9 protein-coding genes are annotated in these 20,267 nt (G+C 72.9%); all 9 read right to left on the minus strand.

Annotated elements, in window-relative coordinates:
- Positions 1 to 133: 133 nt before the first annotated feature.
- Complete coding sequence (locus ACGF13_RS34680) at positions 134 to 592, minus strand: hypothetical protein (protein WP_392883065.1); 459 nt, start codon at positions 590 to 592, stop codon at positions 134 to 136.
- A gap of 82 nt (positions 593 to 674) precedes the next feature.
- Positions 675 to 14,264 (minus strand): protein-glutamine glutaminase family protein, encoded by a 13,590-nt coding sequence (locus ACGF13_RS34685; RefSeq protein WP_392883068.1) that lies wholly within the window; start codon positions 14,262 to 14,264, stop codon positions 675 to 677.
- Between the two features lie 91 nt (positions 14,265 to 14,355).
- A complete protein-coding gene (locus tag ACGF13_RS34690; protein WP_392883070.1) occupies positions 14,356 to 14,655 on the minus strand; it encodes a hypothetical protein in 300 nt (99 codons plus the stop codon).
- On the minus strand, positions 14,648 to 15,118 hold the full coding sequence (locus ACGF13_RS34695; protein ID WP_392883072.1) for a YbaB/EbfC family nucleoid-associated protein: 471 nt from the start codon (positions 15,116 to 15,118) through the stop codon (positions 14,648 to 14,650). Before ACGF13_RS34695 ends, ACGF13_RS34690 begins: the two co-directional genes overlap by 8 nt.
- A 117-nt stretch (positions 15,119 to 15,235) precedes the next feature.
- Positions 15,236 to 17,533 carry a hypothetical protein gene (locus tag ACGF13_RS34700; RefSeq protein ID WP_392883074.1) on the minus strand — a complete coding sequence of 766 codons (2,298 nt, stop codon included), beginning with the start codon at positions 17,531 to 17,533 and terminating at the stop codon, positions 15,236 to 15,238.
- A gap of 69 nt (positions 17,534 to 17,602) precedes the next feature.
- The gene (locus ACGF13_RS34705; RefSeq protein ID WP_392883076.1) at positions 17,603 to 18,031 is read right to left on the minus strand and encodes a hypothetical protein; all 429 of its coding nucleotides are present in this window, start codon (positions 18,029 to 18,031) and stop codon (positions 17,603 to 17,605) included.
- Complete coding sequence (locus ACGF13_RS34710) at positions 18,031 to 18,318, minus strand: hypothetical protein (RefSeq protein ID WP_392883079.1); 288 nt, start codon at positions 18,316 to 18,318, stop codon at positions 18,031 to 18,033. The genes ACGF13_RS34705 and ACGF13_RS34710 overlap by 1 nt, the downstream gene beginning before the upstream one ends.
- Positions 18,319 to 18,374: 56 nt before the next feature.
- Positions 18,375 to 18,710 (minus strand): hypothetical protein, encoded by a 336-nt coding sequence (locus ACGF13_RS34715; RefSeq protein ID WP_392883081.1) that lies wholly within the window; start codon positions 18,708 to 18,710, stop codon positions 18,375 to 18,377.
- Between the two features lie 78 nt (positions 18,711 to 18,788).
- Complete coding sequence (gene eccB / locus ACGF13_RS34720) at positions 18,789 to 20,264, minus strand: type VII secretion protein EccB (RefSeq protein ID WP_392883083.1); 1,476 nt, start codon at positions 20,262 to 20,264, stop codon at positions 18,789 to 18,791.
- Positions 20,265 to 20,267: the final 3 nt, after the last annotated feature.

The following is a 20,267-nucleotide window of genomic DNA, read 5'->3' on the forward strand; positions in this document are numbered from 1 at the left end:
GCACTACGTTCCCTGCCCACCAACGCTCCCCGGCCTTCGACGACGCCCGACCGGGGCGGCGCCGCGCGGCCGTACGACCGCGCGGCGAGAACCGCCCCTCCTCCAGACCGACGGACGGCGCGCGGCCCCGGGTTCAGCCGGTTTCCAGGCGCCAGGCCGGCTCGGCCCGGCGCGGCGGCTCCAGCACGAACTCCGCCGCCCGCCGTACGGTCTCCGCCGACGGCCGCGGTTGCGACGGCGGGAGCGCCCCGGTGCGCTCGCGCAGGTGGGCGAGCAGCCCGGGCTCCGGCGCGAGGTCGTACTCCGCCAGGTAGTAGGCGACGGTGTCGGTCCAGATCCACTCGCCGTCGGTGCGGTATCCCATCGGGACGGCGCCCCGGCGGGAGCTGTCGAAGACGTCGTCCATCAGCATCGGCGTCACCAGCACCTCCGCACCGGACCTCAGGTACCCCAGCAGAGCGGCCCGCTGCGCGGAGTCACGCACCAGCGGGCGGTCCGGCGAGAAGCCCGGCCCGCTCACCGGGTCGACCAGGTCGAAGACCGCCGCCAGCCGGAACTCCGGCTCCGCCGCCCGTCCTTGCTGCTGCTCCACGTCCTGCTCCCGCTGCCGCTCTCGTCCGGGCGTCCCGGCCGGACGCCCTCTCCCGCTCAACGGCCCCCGGCCGGGACGGCGTTCAGCCGTCGCCCTCCTCGTCCCCGTCCTGCTGCCGGGGCTCCGCCGTCATCAGGGCGGCGTAGACCGCCGCCGCGGAGTTCGTCCCGGCCGGAGGCTGTCCGGTCGGCTGGCGGCGCACCGTGGTACCGCGCCGGGGCGTGGGGCCGCCGAAGCTCTGGTTCGGCTGGTGCACCGGCTGCGCGGTGCCCCGGGAACCGTCCTGGGAGTCCTCCCGGAACGTGGCCCTGGAGTCGGCCCGGAACGTGGCCCGGGAATCGGCCCGGAACGTGGCCCGGGACGCGGAGCGGGAGATCGAGCGGGAGGGGACCTGTGGGGGCAGCTGACGACTGAGGGACCTCAGCGTCTCCTCCGTGACGGGCCGGCCCTCCTGCGCCGCCGCCACGGCCAGCCGTAGCAGTTCGCGCCGATCCGCGTTCCTGACCTTCGCGTGCTCGGGCAGGCCGCGCACCCTGCGCACCAAGGGGTCCAGGTCGGCGGCGGTGAACCGCCGGGTGGGGTCCGCGGACTCCGCCCGCGCGAGGGCGACGAGGCGGCGGCCGACGGTCAGGTTCTCGGCCGAGGGCAGCCGGCCCGAGGGGAACAGGTCGTGGACGACGTGGACGACGTCGCGCATCCGCGCCGCCTCCGCCGCCGTCACCGCAGCCGTCGCCGGCGCGGGGGCGACGGGCCCGGGCCTGGTCTCGCGCGCCAGCTCGACCAGGTGGACGACCTCCACGCTCACCGCCCCGAGCAGATCGGACTCCATGGAGGTGCTCAGCCTCACCAGGACGTCGCCCTCGGTCCAGCCGCCGTCCGTGGTCCGGCTCTCGGCGGCGCGCAGCTGGAAGTCGCGCACCACGCGGAGGTGGTCCGACCTGAGCTTCTCGCGTCCGGACGGGGCGGCCGGGGCGTGTTCGTCCAGCTTGGCCGTCAGCGCTCCGTGGAAGGCCGCCAGCAGGGTGTTCGCCGTGCCGTCCAGACCCTCCAGGGAGTCGCCCTGGTGCACGATGCTGGCCAGGGAGACACCGGGCAGTGACATGCCCTGCTCCACTCGCCACAGGGCGACCTTGGCGACGTGGTCGGCGACGGCGTCCATCCAGGTGCGGGTCACGTCGTTCAGCGGGCGGACGGCCGACACCGGGAAGTCGCGGGCGTCGTCGTGGTGGTTGGACTTGACGACGACGGCGAGCGGGTTGCTGTAGCCGCCGTCACCGGTGCGCGCCGTGTAGAAGCTCTCGTCCTCCCGGTCGTGCAGGGTGAAGAACCAGGCGTCGCCCGAGCGGCCGTGGGCTTCGTTGGCGATCCCGATCATCAGACGGGCCGCGTCGGCCAGGCCGCGCTTCTCCCTCTTGGACGCGTCCTGGGCCTGGGAGGAGGTCGAGCTCGTGGTCTCCTGAACCTCGCGGGCGTCCCGGATCTCCTTCATGGCCAGGGCCAGCTGGTGCCGTCTGTGCTCGACGGTGCCGGGCCCCGCCGCGTCCGCCGGCGACCGCAGGGCGGCGATCAGGGTCTCCAGGTGCGGACCGTGGACGTCCAGGTTCTCGTCGACGGCCTTGCGCATGAGCTCGCTGGTGCCCTCGCGCCGATTGGCGTTCTGCAGCGCCACCTGGGCGCTGCCGTCCAGGCTTTCGACGACCACGGCCGCGAAGTGGTAGCCGAAGCCCCTGCCGTGCTCGTTGAGGCCGGAGTGGTCCTTGTCGTAGGCGCGGGAGCCGCTGGAGTCGTGGGCAGGCAGCGACTGGATGACGTAGCCCTCACCGGGCCTGGCGTAGGCGTTCTCGTTGAGGCCCAGGCTGCGGGTGACGCGGTCCAGCGACCCGCCGTCCTGCTTCCCGGTCCGGAGGGCGTCGCCGTACGCCTCGCCCGGGGCGGGCCACTCGTGGGGGCCCCTGCGGGCGTCCTGGTTGACCAGGGAGCGTGCCCGGTCCAGCCCCAGCCCCCCGGGGCGGCCCTGCTGCGCCGCGTCGGCGATGCCCTCGGCCAGCCGCGCGACGCCGGAGACCTCCAGGCTGTTGAGGGTGTTGATCCGGGCGGTGACGGTGCGGCCGGTGCCGCCCGCGTCCGGCGGGAGCTGGTCGTGCAGGACCAAGTGCGTGAAGTTGCCGCCCAGGACGTCCGCCGCGAAGTCGCGGCAGATGTCGGTGGGGTCCTTGCTGAACTCCGGGCCGACCTTGAACAGGCGGACCGTCCCACCGCCGTGCTCGAACTGGATGAAAGTGTCGCGGTGGAGGGAGAGGGTGACGTTGCCGCCGCTCTCGCGCAGCGCCACGTTGGCGCGGTCCACTACTTCCTGGGTGGCGTAGAACTCCCGGAAGGTGGTCTCGTTCTTCGCCGCGAGCGTGCCGTCGGCGGAGACCGTCAGCTCGGGCTTGTGCTCGACCGTGACCGGGCGTACCGGCAGGCGGTTGGGAAAGAGGGCGGCATCGTCGGGCCTGACGTCCTGCGGGGCGAGGTCCGGGTGGGCCGGAGCGATCTTCCCCTCCTCCCGGTCCGCGAACGGGGCCCGGGCCAGGAGTTCGGTGGGAGTGCCGGTCAGGTTCTCCGCGTGGGGTGAGGTCACCGTGTAGTCGGTGACGGTGTACGTGCGCCGGGCCTGGACGATCGGGCGGCTGCCGAACACCCCGGCGGAGTCACGCGGGTCGCCGTACGGGCCGGGGCGGGGCGTGACGGGGTTCGTGGCGTCGCGCTCGCCGAAGGAGAACTGGCCGTCGATCGCGGTCAGGTCCGGGTTCTTGCGCTCGTCGATCTGCTCCCTGGTCGAGTCGTCGATCAGGACGGCCGACTCCGCCGCGATCCGGCCCGCGCGGTCGGGGCCGCCGAAGAACTCCCACGGCGCCTGCTGGACGTGCGGCGCCGGCTGCCCCGTCACGGCGAGCACGTCCCGCCACTCGTCCGGGGTGACCGCGCGGTCGGGGAAGAGCAGCGGGTCGATCACCCGCTCCCCGTCCGCCGTGTGGACCACCACGGCGACGTGGTGGTTCCACCGGTGCTGCGCGTGGACGTACCCGCGCTCCCGGTCCACGGCGGAGGCCCAGATCTTGGCCAGGTGCCGGCGGCCGGTCTGCGGGGCGGCCAGGTCGATGAGTTCGGACAGCGCGTGGGCCCGGAACTCGCAGCCGTCGACGCGGCCCGGATCGTCGGGGCGGTAGTGGTTCAGCACCGCGGTGCGGAGTTGCCGGAACTCCTCGGCGGTGGGCGCGTCGGTGGTCGAAGCGGCCAGTTCGGCTCGACGGACGCGCAGTTCGAGGTACTGGGACCGGTTCATCGACGTACCGGCCAGCATCCTGAGCAGGGCGTCGGCCGCCCGCACCGAGTGGACGGTGCCGACGTTCTGGACGGCGGCCAGCACGGCCCGCTCCGCGTCGATCGCGTCGAGCCGGTCCACGTCTCCGTCCGCGTCGGCCTCCCGCCACTCCTCCGCCAGCTCGTCATCGCGGGCCTTCACGGCCTCCAGGAAACCGCGGTAGCCCTCCGACTCGGACTCGCTGTCCGACTCGGAGTGGTCACTGCCCTCCTCGTCGCCGGAAGGCATCTCCTCGTCCTCCGGTTCGGACCGGCTGCCCGTGTCACCGTCCGACTCGGAGTGGTCGCCGCCGTCCTCGTCTCCGGAGGACATCTCCTCGTCCGACGAGCCGGGATCGTTCTGCCGGTGGCGCTTGCTCGAACTCGGGCCCACGTCCGGGTCCAGGGCCTGGGTGTCGGCCGCGCTCTTGCGCTTGTCCGGCCCGGCGAACGCCAGCGCGTCCTCCTGCGGCACCGGTTCCCGCTCGTGCGGGGCGGGACCGCCGCGGACCACGGTGTAGCCCTCGGGGGCCGACGTGGAGCGCGGCGGCCGACTGGCGTCCACCGGCAGGTGGGCGCCGAGGTCGTGGATCACGATCGGGGCGTCGGGGGCCGCGTCCCTGGGAGCCTTCAGACGGGCCCAGTTGCCGCCGTCCACCAGCACGGGACGCCCGGAGGCGTCGAAGCCGAGCTGCCGCCCGACCACCAGCGAGCCGGGGCCGTGCGGGTCGCTGCGGAACGGCGCCAGGACCGGGGGTGCGAACCAGGCCACGCCCTTGGGGGCGTAGACCTCCGGGTCCAGCTCGGGCAGGCGCAGACGCAGGCGCCGCAGCATGCCCGCCGCGAACGACCGGTCGCCGTCGCGGGCCGACGAACAGGCCACCAGCAGCACGGGCTTGATCCCGTCCCAGGCCCCCCGGTCGTACAGCGAGACGAGCAGGTCGGCGCCCTCGTCCTCGGTGAGGGCCTTGCCCTGCCAGCGCGGCACGCCGTCGGCGCCGGTGTGCATCGCCACGGTGAGGAAGCGCTCGTCGACCGGGAAGCGGTTCAGGGTCGCGGCCATCTGCTCCCGGGCCTGCGGGTCGGCGTCCGGGTCGTCCAGCCGGTGGGCGCCCGAGGCGTCGTGGTGGACGAGGGCCTCGCGCAGCGCGCCGGAGCGGTCGGTGGCCGGCGGGTCCGGCGGCGGCGACGGGACGAGGGAGGCGTCCCCGTGCTCGGTACCTTCCTGCTGCGGCTCCTCGTGCCGCGACCCCTCGTGCCGCGGGAGGGGCGGCGCGGCGGCTGCCTGGTGGAGGTCGTCGTCGCCGCCGAGGTCCGCCAGGTGGTGGTCGGCGTTCTCCGTGGTCGGCGCCTCGGGCTCCTGCCAGTCGTAGTCGGGGCTGTACCACTCCCCGGGGAGGTCGAGGGACTCGAAGCTGGGGTTCTCGGTCAGCGTCCCGGAGCGCAGGCCGCCGCTGACGTCGCCGATGTTGTCGGCGTTGTAGACCATCGGCTCGCGCGGCCGGTCGTCGTCGCTGGAGCGCCAGCGGATCGACACGGACCCGTCGTCCTCGTGACGGATCACCGCTTCGGCGAACTGGCCGGACAGTTGTTCGTGGGAGTGCTCGATCCGGACGGTCTTGGTGCGGCGGTCCTCGGACCACGACTGCGTGATGCGGTGCTGGGGATTGAAGTCGAAGGGGTACGCGGCGCGCAGGGAGTCCGGGCTGTAGAAGTCGGTGAAGCCCCGGAAGGCGTCCGCCATCGAGGTGCCGCTGGACCAGTTGGCGACCTCGGCGCGGATGTCGTCGACCGTCATCGGCGAGGCGTCGACCCGGATGACGTGGAAGCCGCCGTCGTCGTCGCGGCCGGTCACCGTCAGCCAGGAGGGGCCGAGCGTCACCTCCGACTGCGACTCGTTCACCGGCTCCGGATCACCTTCCTCCCGGACGTGGCCCGGCGGGAACGACAACGCCAGCATCGGGTGCTCCAACGGCACCTTGATCTGGAACAGCGCGTAGTTGTCCGCGCCGCCGCCGTTGGACATCCAGCCCTCGACGAACTCCCGGCTGAACGACGTCGACGCCGGCAGCAACTCGGTGAACGCGTCCCGCTCCCGCCCCTGCGGATCCATCCGCACCGCCCGGTACAGGCGCAGGGACTGCCCGGCCGGATGCGTCCCCGCCTGGTTCAACGCCTTCGCGTGATCGAGGAACCGCTGCACGTCGGCCAGCAGGGACTCGTAGCGCTCCCCCTCCCGGATCCTGATCATGCCCTCGTCGTCGCGCTTGCCGGTGAACGCACCGGCCTTGATCCACCCCATGAACTCGTACAGGTCCGGGTTCCGGTTCGCCGCGTCGAGGTGCCGGCGGGCCAGGTCCACCGCGAGCTGATCGGCGGACGGCAGCGGCGCGGCGGCCGAGTCCCGGAAGCCGCCGTCACCGGTGGTGCCGTCGGCGTCGGTGGAGTCGTGGCCGCCGTCGGGGGCGAGGCCGGTGACGTCCGGGTCGTCGACGGACCAGTGGCCCACCAGGTGCTCGTCCGGGAAGACCCCGCCCGGTGCCACCTCCTCGCGCAGCTCCCGCTCGGTCAGCGGGGAGAGGAAGCGGTAGCGGTGGTGGGTGTCGCGGTAGGTGAGGTCCGTGCCGGTGAGGTTGGGGTCCGCGCGTTCCTCGGGGGTGAGGCTGTCGGCGAACAGCCGGGAGCCGGCCATGATCTCGTGGAAGGTGTGGTCGCCCGACTCCAGCATCCAGCCGAGCAACCCCAGCCTGAGCAGCTCGAAGTCGACCGGCTCGGCACCCGTCCTGGCGAGCTCATTCCGCCCCGCCGGGGTCCTGACGAGCTCCTTGACGGCTTGGAGCATCCCGAAGGCCGTGCCGGAGGTCCCGGTGGCGACCAGTCCCCCGGTGTCGTGGGCGTCCTGCTGGAGCGCGGAATCGAGCTTGTAGTGGTAGGACTTGGCACCGGGATGCCAGCCCAGCCTGCCGTCCTTGCCCACGGCGCTGTACCACTCACCGCGGCCCAGCGGCGGGTTGACGTCGAGGGGGTTGTGGTCGGTTTCGAGCATGGTCTTGGCCAGGCGCTCCGCGGCCTTCTGCGCGGCGTCGACGACCTGCTCGCGGTTGTAGTCGTAGAGCTGCCGGTTCTGGAACTCGACGTAGCCGTCCCTGATCCGGTTGATGAGGGGCCCGTACGGCTCGTCGGTGCGGAACGGCCCGAAGGGCACCGGCTGCTCCGCCCGCTCGGCGGTCGGCTTGAGGAACTCCCCGTAGACCTTCTTGATCTCCGCGATCAGCGGGGTGACGACCTCGCCGCCGAGGTCATGGCGGTCCGCTCGTTCCTGCGTCAGCTGCTCCGGTCGCGGCAGCTTCCGCTGCCGTACGAGCTTGGCGAAGTGGTCGGAGGTGTAGCCGTTGTAGAGCAGGGCCATACGCTCACGGAGGTTGCCGCGGTCGACGACATCCTGCAGCATGTGCCGATCGGTGCCGACCATGCCGGTGGTGCCCGCGGTCTTGGACCCGAACTTGGCCTTGTCCTTGTCGCCGGTGGTCATCCCCCAGGCCAGGTCCACGACCTTCCTGACCTCACGCTGGACGTCCTCGCGCTGGAGCAGGTGGGTGGCCAGCCGCTGCTCGTAGGCCTCGGCATGCTCCAGGTAGCGGATGCTCCTGAGGTCCTCGGGCGAGGCGTGCGGGGCGGAGTCCAGGGCCTCGTTCGTCGGGACCGGATCCGGTGTGCGGCCGGGGCCGGACACGTCCTGGCGGCGCGGGAGCTGGGCCGCCGTCTCCTGGTGCTTGCTGACCAGGTAGTCCTCGAACTCCCGGTTGAACTCGTCGTCCGTGTAGTGCCTCCAGACGTCCGGTCCTTCCTTCACCTTCAGGCCGACCACGCGCAGGTTGCTGCTGCCCTGGGGCGGTCCTTCCGCCTGGAGAAGACCCTTGAAGAAGTTGGGGTGGAACTTGAACTGCGTCCCGTCGGTGAGGAAGTCGTACGTCCTCGAGGTCGCCGTGAGCTGCTGGTTCGTCCAGTCCCCGTTCTCCCCGGTGACCTTCTTCACTTGAAGGCCTGTCGCCACTCGACCGAGGACGAGCTCCATGACCACCGGCAGGCCGCGGAGGGATTCGCTGTAGTTGGCCGCGTGGGCGAAGTCGTGACCCGTGTAGAGGCCCGGGCCCAACTCGGCCCAGTTGTCCTTGTTCGTGACGGCACGGATGCCCTGCAGCAGGTATCCCCGCATCGTCGGGGCATCGGTCACCCGGAAGACCGGCTGCCCTGCCGCCAGGGTGACGACGGTGGTACCCGGTTGGACCAGGCCCGTCAGTTCCGCCGCCGCCTGCCGGTTGACGGGCTGGTCGGTCTCCGTCAGCTCCGTTCGCCGAACGTCGGGGGTCAGCTGCGAGTACTGTGCCACCTGCCCCTGGCCGGGCCTCGGGTCGCGGTAGACGTGCACTTCACGGTCGGTGACACCGGAGTCGAACGTGTGGGGGGTTTGCCCCTCGTGCACCACGAGGCGGATGCCGAGGCGCTCGGCGATGACCCTCGGTGCATCCTGGTAGGACGTGGTGTCCCACTCCGGTGCCAGCTCCCGCATTCTTTCGACGGTGAGTTCGCCGTGTTCCCAGGTCGCCAGTCGGCCGCCTCCGGCGACGACGGCGGGCAACAGGCGGTCACCGTCGCCCGGCACGTCGACGACGTGGTGCAGTCTCCCGCCGAACAGGACGTTCACCGGTGACTGGTGCACCGGGGCCGGGACGTTCGGCAACCGGCGCACGGGGCTCGCGGCGACATCGGGGGTACCGTTCGCCGGGGCCGCGTGGGCCGGGGCCTCGACCGTGCCCTCCTGGTGGGTGAGGTACTGACCGTGGGTCAGGTCCCGCAGGACCGGGCCCGAGTGCAGGACGTCCTCGATGCGCTGGAGGTGGCGGGGCAGGACGGCGAAGTCGTCGCGGTGGGCGGCGGTGCCCATCACGCCGTTCTCGCCGGCCCAGCGGTCGCGGCGGCGCAGCGCGAAGGCGTCGCCGGGCTTCGCGGCCGGTTCGACGTACTCGTCGGGCAGACCGAGGAAGTGCAGCAGTTCGTGCAGCAGCACGCCGGGGGCGCTGCCGTCGTACCAGTGGAGTTGGTCGCTGCGTCCGGTGCCGGGCAGGACGGTGACGTTCTGGTGCGCGCCGGCGGCCTTCGGGGTGCTCTCCAGGCGCAGGTGGACCTGGTCGCCGCCGGGCAGGCGGTGCTGTTCGTTGAACCGATCGGCGACCACGGCGCGGGCGCGGTCGAGCATGCGGGTGGCGGCGGCCTGGGGCAGGGGGCGGCCGTCCGGTCCGGTCAGGTGCAGGTTGAGGGTGAACTCGGTGACCCAGTGGCCCGGTTGGGCTTCGAAGCGCCGTACGTCGTACTTGATCCCGGTGTCGGCGCCGTGCAGGTCGCCGAGACTGCGCTGGGCGCGGGGCAGGCCGCCGGGCCGCTGTTCCCGGTTCTCGTACTGCTCGCGCACCTTGGGGCCGGCGATCGCGCCCGGGTTGTCCTGGCCGCGCACGCGGGCGTCGAAGCGGACGGTGTCCATCCGGGCGGACGGTGCGAGCGAGCGGATGTCGGCCCAGGCGGAGGCGGGCAGCAGCGGGCGCGGTTCTGCCGGCGGTACGGCCGCGTGCGGTACGGCGGGCGGCAGGACGGGGGGTGCGGTGGGCGGTGCGGCGGCAGGTGTCTTGGGGGCGGTGTCCGGGGTGGTGTCCGGGGCGGTGTCGGTGGGGCGGGTGAGCGGGCCGGACGGGGTGTCGGCGGCGGGCTTCTCGTCGGGTACGGGGGTCGGCTCGGACACGGGCTCGCGAGACGGCACGTCGGACGGCTCGTTCTCGGCCTCGGGCCGCTCCTCCACCGGGCGGCGGCCGAAGACGTTCTCGTGGGTGGCCTCGTGGTCGCGCCAGTGCTCGCTGTTGAGGTCCTCGGGCGCCCAGTGGTCCCGGTAGGCGTCGAAGAAGTCGCCGCCGTACTCGGTCTTGAGCTTGCCGATCTCCGCCTCCGGGACCCGGCGGTCCTCGGCGAGGCGGTCGTACCCGGCGGCGGCGCGCTCGCGGGCGGGCAGCACGGCGCGTTCGAAGGCGACGTGGTCCGCCAGGCCCTCGGCCAGCCGCTCGCGCTCGCCTCGCCAGTGCGCCAGCCGTTCGGGCAGGTCGGTGCGGTGGTCGGCGGCCGGGTCGCGCAGCAGGGAGCGGAAGGTCTCCTCGAAGGCGGCGCGCACACGCTCGGTGTAGCCCTCGCGCACCCGGCGGGCGGCGCTGGTGGCGGGCGGTTCGGAGCGGTTGCCGCGCACCGGGCCCAGGGCCGTCTCGACGGAGGCGGCCGCGTCGCCCTCGTGGCGGGCGGCCCCCTCGGGGCCGCCCAGGTCGTGCGGGACGTGGGCGCGGGCACTGTCCTCGGCGGCGCGCAGCGCCTCCTCCCGGGCGCCGTGCAGGGCCAGCAGGCGGTTGGCCTCGGCCCGGGAGGTGAGCTTGTCCAGCTCCGCCTTGAGGTGGGCCGGGTCGCGGTCGGCGGCGGTGTGCTCGGCGACCAGGCGGTCGGTGCGGGCGGCGAGGTCGGCGCGGGCGGCGGCCACCGCGCGCGGGGACGGCCCGTCGGCCAGGCCGAGTTCGCGCAGCGACTCGGGGCCGAACTGCTCGGCGGCGGTGTCCTTCCACCCCGCGGCCGCGTCGTCCACCGCGCCGGTGGCGCGCTTGAGGACCGCCTCGCGGACTGCCTGGACGGTGAAGTCGTGGGAGAGCCCTGCCTGGTGGCGGTCCAGGGCCTCCTGGAAGTCCGCCTCCAGCCGGGCCCGGCCCAGGCGGGTCGGGTCGACGGGGGCGAGGCTCTCGCCGCCCTCCTCCTCGATCCGCGGGAAGGCGTCCTCGTCGCCGCCGTGCAGGTCCGCCAGCCGCTCCCCCAGGGTCTCGGCCAGCTGGTCCCGGGCCTGCGGCGAGAGCCGGACGTCCCCCGCCAGGCCGGCCGCGTCCAGCAGGGCGCGGTCACCCTCGGAGAGCCCGTCCGCCGACCACTGGGCATGGGCGTCGTCGACCACCCGGTCGACCTTTTCGAGCACCCGGGCACGCGCCTGACGCACGTCCAGGTCCCGGCCGGCCTCGCTCAGGCGGCGCTCCAGGGCCCGGGCGGCCAGGGCGTTGCGCTCGGGGGTGAGGTCGGTGCGGGCGGTGAACAGCTGGGCGACGTCCTGCTCCGCGTCGGCCCGGAACTTCTCCGAGGCCTCCCGGCGGATCTCGGCCAGGGTGTGGTCACCGGATCTCTCCGGGCCCAGACCGCGGTCGGCCAGCAGCCGGTCGAACCGGCCGACGGCGAAGGTGAGCGCGAGTTCGCGGGCACCGGCCAGCTCCAGGCGGTCCGCGGCGCCGGCGAGGATCTCCTCCCGCTCGTGCGGGCGGGCCTCGATGGACTCGCGCATGGACTCCGCGGCCCGGCGCCACACCGGCGAATCGGGCGTCACCAGGGCACGCAGCTCACGGGGCAGGCGGCCGGCGCCCTCCGTCAGGCGCTCCTCGATCGCCAGGCGGGTCGCCTCCCGCTGCTCGGCCTCGGCGAGCCGGGCGTCGTGCTCCTCGGCGAGGGACTGCTGTTTGTCCCGCCAGGCGGTGCGTCGTTCGTCGCCGGCGGGCGCCTTGGCGTGCTCGGGGGCGTCGACCTGGTGGTAGAGGTGGCCGGAGGCGGTGGTGGTGGGCGCGGTGTCGGGGGTGTTCGGGTCGGGGGTGTTCGGGTCGGGGCGCGGGCCGTCGGGCTTCGGGTCGCGTGGCGGGGTGGTGGGCGGCAGCGGGGGCAGCGGGTCGGGTCCCAGCCCCTGCGGGGTCCTCGGAGCGCTGTGGTCGGGGTCGGGGCGGTTCGGGTCGGGACGGTTGGGGTCGGGACGGTTGGGCTCGGGACGGCTGGGGTCGGTGTGGTTCGGGTCGGGACGGTTGGGGGTGACCGGCGCGGCGCCGTCGCCGGGGCCGCTGGCGCTGGTGCGGATCGGCGGTGGCGGCGGGGAGGCGGCCGGGCTGCGGTGAGAGGTGTTCTCATCCGGCTGCGTACCGTCCCGGGGACCGCCGACGCGCGTGGTCGTGGACTCCTGCAGGGGCGGCTCGCCGTGCTCGTCGACGACGGTGGTGCGGCGCGACGGGTCCGGCTTGGGCTGCACCTGCGCCTGCGGCTGGGGCTGGGACTTGACCGCGCCTTGGCCGTTGGCGTCGGCGGAGGCCGTCGCGGTGCTGCCGCGCTCGCCGCCGTTGACCGGCCTGGTGTCACCGTCCGCGTTCCTCCGGCCGCCGCCGGGCGCGGTGGTGGTGGTGGTGGTGTTCTCCGCCCCGCCGTCCGTCTTCCTGGGCACGGGCGGCGGGACGACGGCGTCCCGGCCGCCCGGCGCGGCCGGGGGCTTGGGCGTCTCGGTGGCGGCGGTGCGCTCGTCGCCGCGGGACTGGGTCTCGACGGGCCGGACCGGGGCCTTGGGGTCCCAGCCGCCGTCGACCGAGGAGTGGAAGCTGCTCTTGCCCTCGGGGTCGGCGAGGACGCCGTCGCCGTTCTCCTCCCGGTGGTGGCTGCCGGAGCCCGGCAGGGTGGAGCCGGCGAACGAGCCCGGGCCCTCGGTCTTGATCGAGGCGCCGTCGGACTTGATCGAGGCGCCGTCGCCCCCGGACAGCCGGGTGCCGCCGATCTGGTCGATGTGGCCGGGGCGGGGCACCGGGAAGGGTGCCGCGTGGCCGCCCATGTTGCTGATCACCGACAGGAAGGTGATCGGGTGGGTCTTGCTGTAGAACCCGCCGTTCTCGTCGGTGATCCGCGAGCTCTCCAGGCCTCGGACGAAGTCGGCGTAGCGCAGGGTCAGCGGCGAGGCGAGGCCCATGATCATGTGCCGCATGCCGGCCATCATGAAACCGCCGACGAAGCTCATCCCGCCGGCCGACCACTCGCCGTTGTAGATCGTGTTGTAGATGCCCTCGGTGAGGTACTGGTTGATGCCCGACTCGAACTGGCTGCCCAGGACGGCCCCGAGGTGGAACATCTTGTCCATCTTGTTGATGCCGCCGGCGAGTTCGGGCATCTTCTCGACCAGCAGCTTGAGTTCGGGCGTCAGGCCGACCTTGCCTCCGTCCTTGGCAATGTTCTCCAGCGCCTCCTTGAGCGCTTCCCGGCTGCTCTCCTTGGCCACCGTCTTGAGGGAGTGCTGGACGAACTGCTTGCCGATCTGCTCGCCCATCTGCCGGGCGAGCTGTTCGCCGAGCTCCTTGCCGAGTTCCTTCTCGAAGAGCTCGCCGAGCTCGCGCACGAACTTCTCGCCCGTCGCCATGCCGACCTTGCGCCCGCCCTTGAAGCCCTTGGCGAGGTACTGGGAGTTCTCCTTCAAGAGCTTGGCGATGCCGTTGGCGAACCGTTCGGCCGCCTCGTTGCCGAGCAGCTTGCCGAAGCCCTCGCCGGCCTCCTTGCCCGCGCCCTTGAGGGCGCCGCCCGCCACGCCCTCCCCGAGGTCCTTCCCGATCCCCTTGAGGGCGCCACCAGCCACGCCCTCCCCGAGGTCCTTCCCGATCCCCTTGAGCGCGCCCGCCGCCACGCCCTCCGCGAGGTCCTTGCCCACTCCCCCGGCCAGTCCCTTGATGACGTCGTTGAGGGCGCTCTCCACGAACAGCTTGCTCAGGCGCGGGCCGAGCAGCTTGCCCAGGCCCATGCCCAGCAGGCTGAGCGGGCCACCGATGGCGCCGCTGAGCGCGCCGAAGATCGCCGCCTGCTTGGTGAGGTCCTTGTCCCACTCGTGGCGGTCGCCGCGCTCGAACTGGATGCCCTGGATGATCGCGTCCAGCATCAGGCCGCCGACGACTCCGCCGAAGGTGTGCATGACGATCAGCGCGAGGAGCTTCTTGACGAGCCAGAGCAGGAACTCCCGGGTCAGGATCTTCTTGAGCTCCACCGCCGCCAGCGAGGCACCGCCGGTGAACACGGACCAGGCGATGGCCAGAGCGATCTCGAAGAGCAGCTGGATGAGCTGGCCGATCGCCATCCACTTGGTGTACTCGACGGTGTTCGCGACCTTGCCCGCCAGGTCGGCCAGCTGGGTGCAGAGTTCACCGGCCTTGCGCAGCGGGTCGTTGGACTCGTCCGTGTTGACGAACTTGCCCCACTCCTGGCGGAACGCCTTGGCGGCCTCGCCCTCCAGCCGCTTGTCGCAGCCCTGCACCGCGTCGAGGATGTACCCGCTCAGCTTCGGCAGGTCGTCGGCCAGCGCCTGGTAGTCATCCCGGACGTCGCGCAGCAGCCCCTCGTCGGACTCCGGCCAGGGCATGCCGCTGATGATGTGGAAGAACTGCGCCAGGCCCGGGGAGACGTGGATCGAGGAGTGGGACACGGCGCGGGCCTCCGGCGGCGGGGCTGACGGTACGGGCGTTGCGGGGGCGGGCCGGTGGGCCCGAAGGCGGCGGGGGCTTACGGGCGGAGGCTCACGCCAGGCTCAGGTTGTTCTCGTCGGTGGCGTCGAAGAGGTCGGCGGTGTCCTGGCCGTGCGCGGACATCGCCTTGAGCTTGTTGCGGATCTGAGTCGTCAGCCCGTAGAGGTCCGAGGTCGGCTTGTCGATCTTCTCGTGGTACTGCTTGCCGATGTCGTCGCCGCCGCCGGCCTTGACGTTCTTCGTGTTGATGTCCTCCATCTCCTTGTTGATCTTCTCGACCAGTGCGGCCACGTCGTCGAAGTTGGTGAACGCCTCCTTGAGGCCTTCGTCCTTGCGCAGCGTCTTAGCCATTGAACTCCTCCTGCTTGTGGGACTTGGCGGTCCGGTCGGCGCCGGGGCGCATCGCGGTGAGCGGGGCGAGCAGCGCGTCCAGATCCAGTGCGCCGCCGCCTCCGAAGAGTTCCTCCTCGTCCCCGCGTTCGCCGGTGAAGTTCATCCGCAGCGTCTCGCCGACGCCCTCGAAGCCGCGCATCTCGGCGGTGAGCTGGTCGCCCATCCGGGCCCTGGCCTCGTTGAGGACGTCCTTGAGCACGGCACTCAACTCGGCCGGGGCCATGGACTGGTAGGCGGTGGTGTGGAAGTTCAGCGCGAGCAGCTCGCCCTGCGGGCCGACCTTCGCGGTGACCATCCGGTCCTTGCTGGTCGCGGCGGCGGTCATCGCCTGCATCCGGCGGGTGGACTCGGCCAGCTTCTCCTGCTGCTCCGCCAACGAGGCCATGGCCTGGTTGAGTTGGTCTTCGAAGGAGTACGACATGCTCGTTCCTGTTCCTTGTTCGTCGGTGGGCTCACGTGTGCCCACCACCCGGTTCGGCGCCCGGGCCGGGCGCCCGGGCCGGGCGCCCGGGCGGGGAGCCCGAGCGGGGCGCCCGGTTCAGCGGCCGATGACTCCGCTGACCGCGCCGGTGTCGGTGCCCCACACCTCTTCGTCCTCCGCCAGCCAGGTGGTGCGCTGACGGTCCTTCTCCCCCTGGCCGCCGCCCATGCCTCCGCCGCCCATCGGGCCCATCGGCATCCCGCCGCCGCTGGTCGCCATCGAGCGGCCCCGCATCGCGGCCTCCTCGGCGGACATCGCGGAGGCCTTCTGCAGCGCCGCCTTCTCGGCGGCGGCGGACTCGGCCGCGGCGGCGGCCGCCGCCTTGCCGCCCGGGGTCAGCCCGCCGCTGTTCTCGATCGCCCGCGCACTCACCCCGCCGCCGGAGCTGACCAGCTTGGGCAGCTGGCCACCGCCGGGGCCGAGGCCGCCCGCGCCGAGGCCGCCCGTTCCCCCGCCGCCCAGCAGGCCGGTGTACGGGCCCAGCCCGCCGGCCCCCGAGTCCAGGTCGTGGCCGCCGAAGGAACTGCCCAGGTCCAGCTTCCAGTCGGAGCCGGTGGCCGGCAGCCGGGTGCCGCCGCCCGAACCGATCCCGCCCCCTCCCCCGCTGCCGCCGCCCATGATCGCGTCGATCGCGTGCTGGCGGTCGGTGTAGCGCTGGGAGACGTCGGAGATCGGGCGGCCGGTGGAGTCCAGCAGGGTGCCGTCCCCAGCGATGGAGCCGCCCTTGGGCAGCACGACGGGGTTGCCGTCGCGGTCCAGGACCTCCTTGCCGTCGGGGCCGATGACCGTCCCGTCCTCGCGGACCCTGGAGCCCTTGGGCACCTTGGCGTTGGTCCCGTAGATGCCGCCGCCGGTGCCCGGCGGGACGTCGGAGTCCGGCGGGACGACGACGGGCTTGCCGTCCTTGCCGATCACCTTCTGGCCGTTGGCGTCGTACACCTGGCCGTCCTTGCCGATGTAGCCGCCCGGGGGCAGCAGCACCGGCTTCTTGTCCGCGCCGAGGACCGGCTTGTGGTCCTTGTCGAGGATCGGCGTGCCGGCGCCGTCGCCGATTCCGGAACCGCCGCCGCCGGGGCCGATGACGGGTGGCGGCGGAGGCAGGTGGGTCTTGGAGCCACCGCCCGTGCCACCCCCGGCTCCGGCGCCGGCACCGCCGCCGGAGCCGCCGCCCAGGTCGACCTTGCCCTTGCCGCCGTCCGCGCCCCCGTCCTTGCCGCCGCCGGAGCCGCCGCCCAGGTCGACCTTGCCGTTGCCGCCGTCCTTGCCGCCGTCCTTGCCCCCGTCCTTGCCGCCGTCCCCGGCGCCGGTGGGCGGGCCGGTGGGCAGGTCCAGGGTCGCGTTGCGGTAGCCGAAGCCGAAGTCGGCGTCCAGCCGGTTGTAGGCGTCCTGCAGGACGAGCATCGGGTCGCCCACCTTGCGCACGGTCACCGCGGCCGTGTTGGGGTCCTCCGACTGGTAGGCGTAGGACCTCTCGTCCAGGTACTTCTTGACGTTGTCCAGCCAGATGGACTTGGCCCTGAGCTCCAGCTGGTCGTAGAAGCCCTGCTCCCGGGGGTCGCCGAGGGGGGTGCTGATCGAGCTGATGGCGTGCGCGGTGGAGTCGAGTTGCGGCACGACGCCCGCCAGCGCGGTCGACAGGGCCTCGTAGATGGCATGGGAGGGCCACAGCTTCCCGCTGTCCCACCAGCGCTGGTGAACGGAGTGGAGCTTGTCGACGGTGGCGGGGAGCAGGTCGGCCACCGACCTGAGGTCGGCCTCGTAGGGGCTGTTCTCCAGCTGGACCCGGACGGTCTCCAGCTCCAGCGCGTACTGCTTGAGCAGCACCTTGAACTCCCCGGCCGCGTTGCCCTGCCAGTTGCTGTCCGGCCCGTTGACCAGCTCCGCCCAGTGCTGCACCCGCGGGTGCCACAGGTTCAGCCACGCCCGCACCTGGGAGATGCCGTCCGCCGCGTACCGCAGGCTCTCGGGCTTGACGGTGTCGTTGCCCGGGCCGCCCGAGCCCAGCGGCGCGAAGATCGCCTCGTGCTGGTGGATGAACTGGGACAGCGGCTTGTCCGCGTCGTTGCCCCAGTCCGTGTAGTTGACGCTCACCGTGATCCGGATGCTGTGCGGGACCGTGTCGTGCATGTAGTTCCACGCCCACCAGACGTCGGGGCTGCCCATCCCCGAGACCGCGCCCTTGTCCGTCGTGCCGTTGTAGAATTTGCTGGTGTCGAAGACCATCTTGTCGATCGGGCGCAGCCAGGGCTTGTCCTTCGAGGGCCCCGCGACCTGGTCCCTGGTGACGATCTTGGAGCTGCGCTGGGCCTCGGAGGCGAAGAAGCCGAGCACGCTCTCCCAGTTCAGATCGGCCATGGGGGTTCGTGTCTCCAAAAGGTGTCGGGCGGTAGGTGCGGTCGGGCCAGGGGCGGGGGCCGGAGCGGCCTAGGACGACGTGCTGGCCTTGGGGGCGGTGGCGGCCGAGACCTTGCCGAGGATCGCCATCATGTCGGCGGCCGTCATGGCCTCCTCGTGGGCGGTCTCCATGAGGGTCAGCGCGAGCCGGATCCTCAGCTGGGCCTCGGTCATCTGGGTGCCCATGGTCTTGAGGTCGGTGGAGATGCCCCCGGCGAGGCTCTTGAAGTCGGTCTGGATCTTGGTCGCGATGGACAGCGCCGCCGGCGAGCCGTGCCCCAGCAGCAGGGTGGAGTAGTCGCCGCCTCCCTCGCCGGCGAAGGACAGCATCGCCCGGTAGCCGGGGTTGCCCGCCAAGTCCTTGAGGAAGGCGCCGAGTTCGGTGTCCGCGAAGTACTTGAGGTCGTCGTGCTTGACGCTGAGGGTGTGGTTGTAGTCCGGCTCCGTGGGCGTGGCCATCAGCCGATGCCCGCCGCGGCGCGCTTGTCGGCGTCGCGCAGCAGGCCGTGCATGGTGCGCAGGGCCTCGACGCCGGCGGCGATCTCGGTGTTCATGTCCGCGTTGTTGGCGGACAGCACCGCGTTGAAGGCGTCGGCGGCCTGGGCGAGACTGCCGCTGAGGTGTTCCTGGTTGTTCTTGATGGCCGTCATGCAGTTGGTCATGGCCTCTGCCATGGCCCGGCTGGCCATCTCCATGTCGTCGGCGGCCTGGTCGATGTTGGCGTGGTTGAGCAGGATGTTCGCCATGGGGGTCCTCGCTGTGGGTCGTGGTGGTGGTGGAACGGCCGGGCAGGCGGAGCGGGTCAGGGGTTGAGGCCCTTGTAGACGGCGTCGGAGTGCCCGCCGCCCCAGCCGCCACCGACCCCCGCCGCCTCCTCGTGGGCGTTGCCGACCTGCCGGTGCCCGGCGGCGAAGGCCTCCTGGAAGGTCCGGTAGGCGCTCTGGAGGCTCGCGTACTTGCCCTCCCAGGCGTTGAGGTTGTCCGTGTACTTGGTGCTGCACGCGGCCTGGAAGTGCTGCTGGACCTCGTTGTTGATGTCGTGGATCCGCGCGGCGGCCCGCATCATCGCCTCGATCTGCTCCTCCAGGGAGGCGTGGGTGCCCTGGACGGCGTGGTCGTTCACCCTCAGGTTGTTCACCACGGTGGTTCCTTTCCTAGGCCCGGTTTCGGTTTCCGGGTTTCATTTCAGGTCAACGCGGGTGTGGAGAGCGTTGGTTCACCGGGCGCAGGCCGGGCCCGGCGCTGCGGTGGCGGCGGTCCCGGTGGCGGCGGTGCCGGTGGCGGGTCCGGCGGTGGGGCCGGTGAGGGCGGCGGGGTCCAGGCTGGGGCCGGTGGGCAGCAGGGCCAGCAGGGCGGCGGGCACGCCCGCGGGGGCCACGTCGCCGTAGCCGAGCTGTTTGGCGACGGCCGGGGAGGCGAGCGGGTACTTGGCACCGTTGTCGGTGACCAGGTAGAGGGTGGTGCCGGTGCCGGCGGTGGACAGGGCGCGTACCAGGGCGCCGCCGCCGGGGCGTACGGCGATGGTGTCGGCGGGGGTGCAGGCGGCCTCCAGGCCTGGCTGGGCGGTGGGGGCGGGGCCCTGGACGGCGGTGTCGTCGACGAGGGTCAGGGTGGTGGTGGGGGCGGGGTCGCCGGGGCGCAGCTCGGTGCACAGGTCGCGGCCCTGGGGGGCGGTGAGCAGTTCGGGCACGGTGGTGGGCAGGGCGGTCGTGCCCGGGGCGGCGGGTGCGGTGTGGGCGGCGAGGTCGGCGGCGCCGATCGCGGCGGGGGTGGCGGCGCTGCCCTGGTAGGCGCTCTGCTGGGTGCGCGGGTCGGCGAGGAGCAGGCGCAGGGCCATCTCGGTGAGCGGGGTGAGTCCGGCGGGGGTGAGCAGGTAGGGGTCGCCGCCGGGGCCGGTGAAGAGCTGTCCGAGGCGGGTGGGCCGGGTGGCGAGGTCGGGGCCGGGGGTGCCGCGCTGGTCGAGGTCGGGGGCGGCGAGGTCGGGGCCGGCGGGCACGGCGTCGAGGAAGGCCTGGGTGACGGGCTGGGGGGTGACGGCGGCCTGGCCGAGGGCCTGCCGGGCACCGTTGCGGGTGTCCAGGCGCAGTCGGCGCCCGTGCCACAGCAGGTACTGGGTGCCGTCGGGGGCGGCGACCAGGAGGGCCTGGCGGTCGGTCAGGGCGGTGCCGCGGGTGGTGGGGTCGACGGCCAGGGCCAGGCGGGGGCGGCGGGTGCCGGAGGGGTCGGGTTGCCAACTCGCGCAGGCCAGCCAGGGAGCGGTGGCCAGGCGCTCGGGCTGGGGCAGGCCGTCGGGGGCGCCGGGGATGCCCAGGGGGGTGCCGCGCGGGGTGTCGGCCAGGGAGTGGACGCTGACCTGGTCGACGGTGAGCTGGTCGCCGGCGAGCAGCCGGGCGGTGGCCTCGTTGAGCACGGGGTGGAGGGCGCCGTCGAGGTAGAGGTAGCGGGCGCCGCTCTCCTTGACCAGGACGAGGGTGCCGGGCTTCTTCCAGCCGGTGGCGCCGCCGGGGACGAGGACGCCGTAGACGGCGGCGATCAGGGCGGCGAGGGCGGCGACGACCAGGCCGGTGACGATGCCGCGGGAGGTGCGCCCGGTGGGGACGTCGGGGGCGTCGGGTTCGCCGCGGAGCATGCCGGTGGCGAGGCGGCCCATCACGAACAGGTGGGCCTGCACCTGGTCGCGCTTCGACTGCATGGT

Source organism: Kitasatospora sp. NPDC048286, from assembly GCF_043201735.1.
Lineage (GTDB): Bacteria > Actinomycetota > Actinomycetes > Streptomycetales > Streptomycetaceae > Kitasatospora.

Excerpts from the sequence above, each read along its gene's own strand:
- eccB (WP_392883083.1), bottom strand. The coding sequence starts at position 20,264 with ATGCAGTCGAAGCGCGACCAGGTGCAGGCCCACCTGTTCGTGATGGGC.
- ACGF13_RS34700 (WP_392883074.1), bottom strand. The coding sequence starts at position 17,533 with ATGGCCGATCTGAACTGGGAGAGCGTGCTCGGCTTCTTCGCCTCCGAG.
- ACGF13_RS34705 (WP_392883076.1), bottom strand. The coding sequence starts at position 18,031 with ATGGCCACGCCCACGGAGCCGGACTACAACCACACCCTCAGCGTCAAG.
- ACGF13_RS34695 (WP_392883072.1), bottom strand. The coding sequence starts at position 15,118 with ATGTCGTACTCCTTCGAAGACCAACTCAACCAGGCCATGGCCTCGTTG.
- ACGF13_RS34690 (WP_392883070.1), bottom strand. The coding sequence starts at position 14,655 with ATGGCTAAGACGCTGCGCAAGGACGAAGGCCTCAAGGAGGCGTTCACC.
- ACGF13_RS34710 (WP_392883079.1), bottom strand. The coding sequence starts at position 18,318 with ATGGCGAACATCCTGCTCAACCACGCCAACATCGACCAGGCCGCCGAC.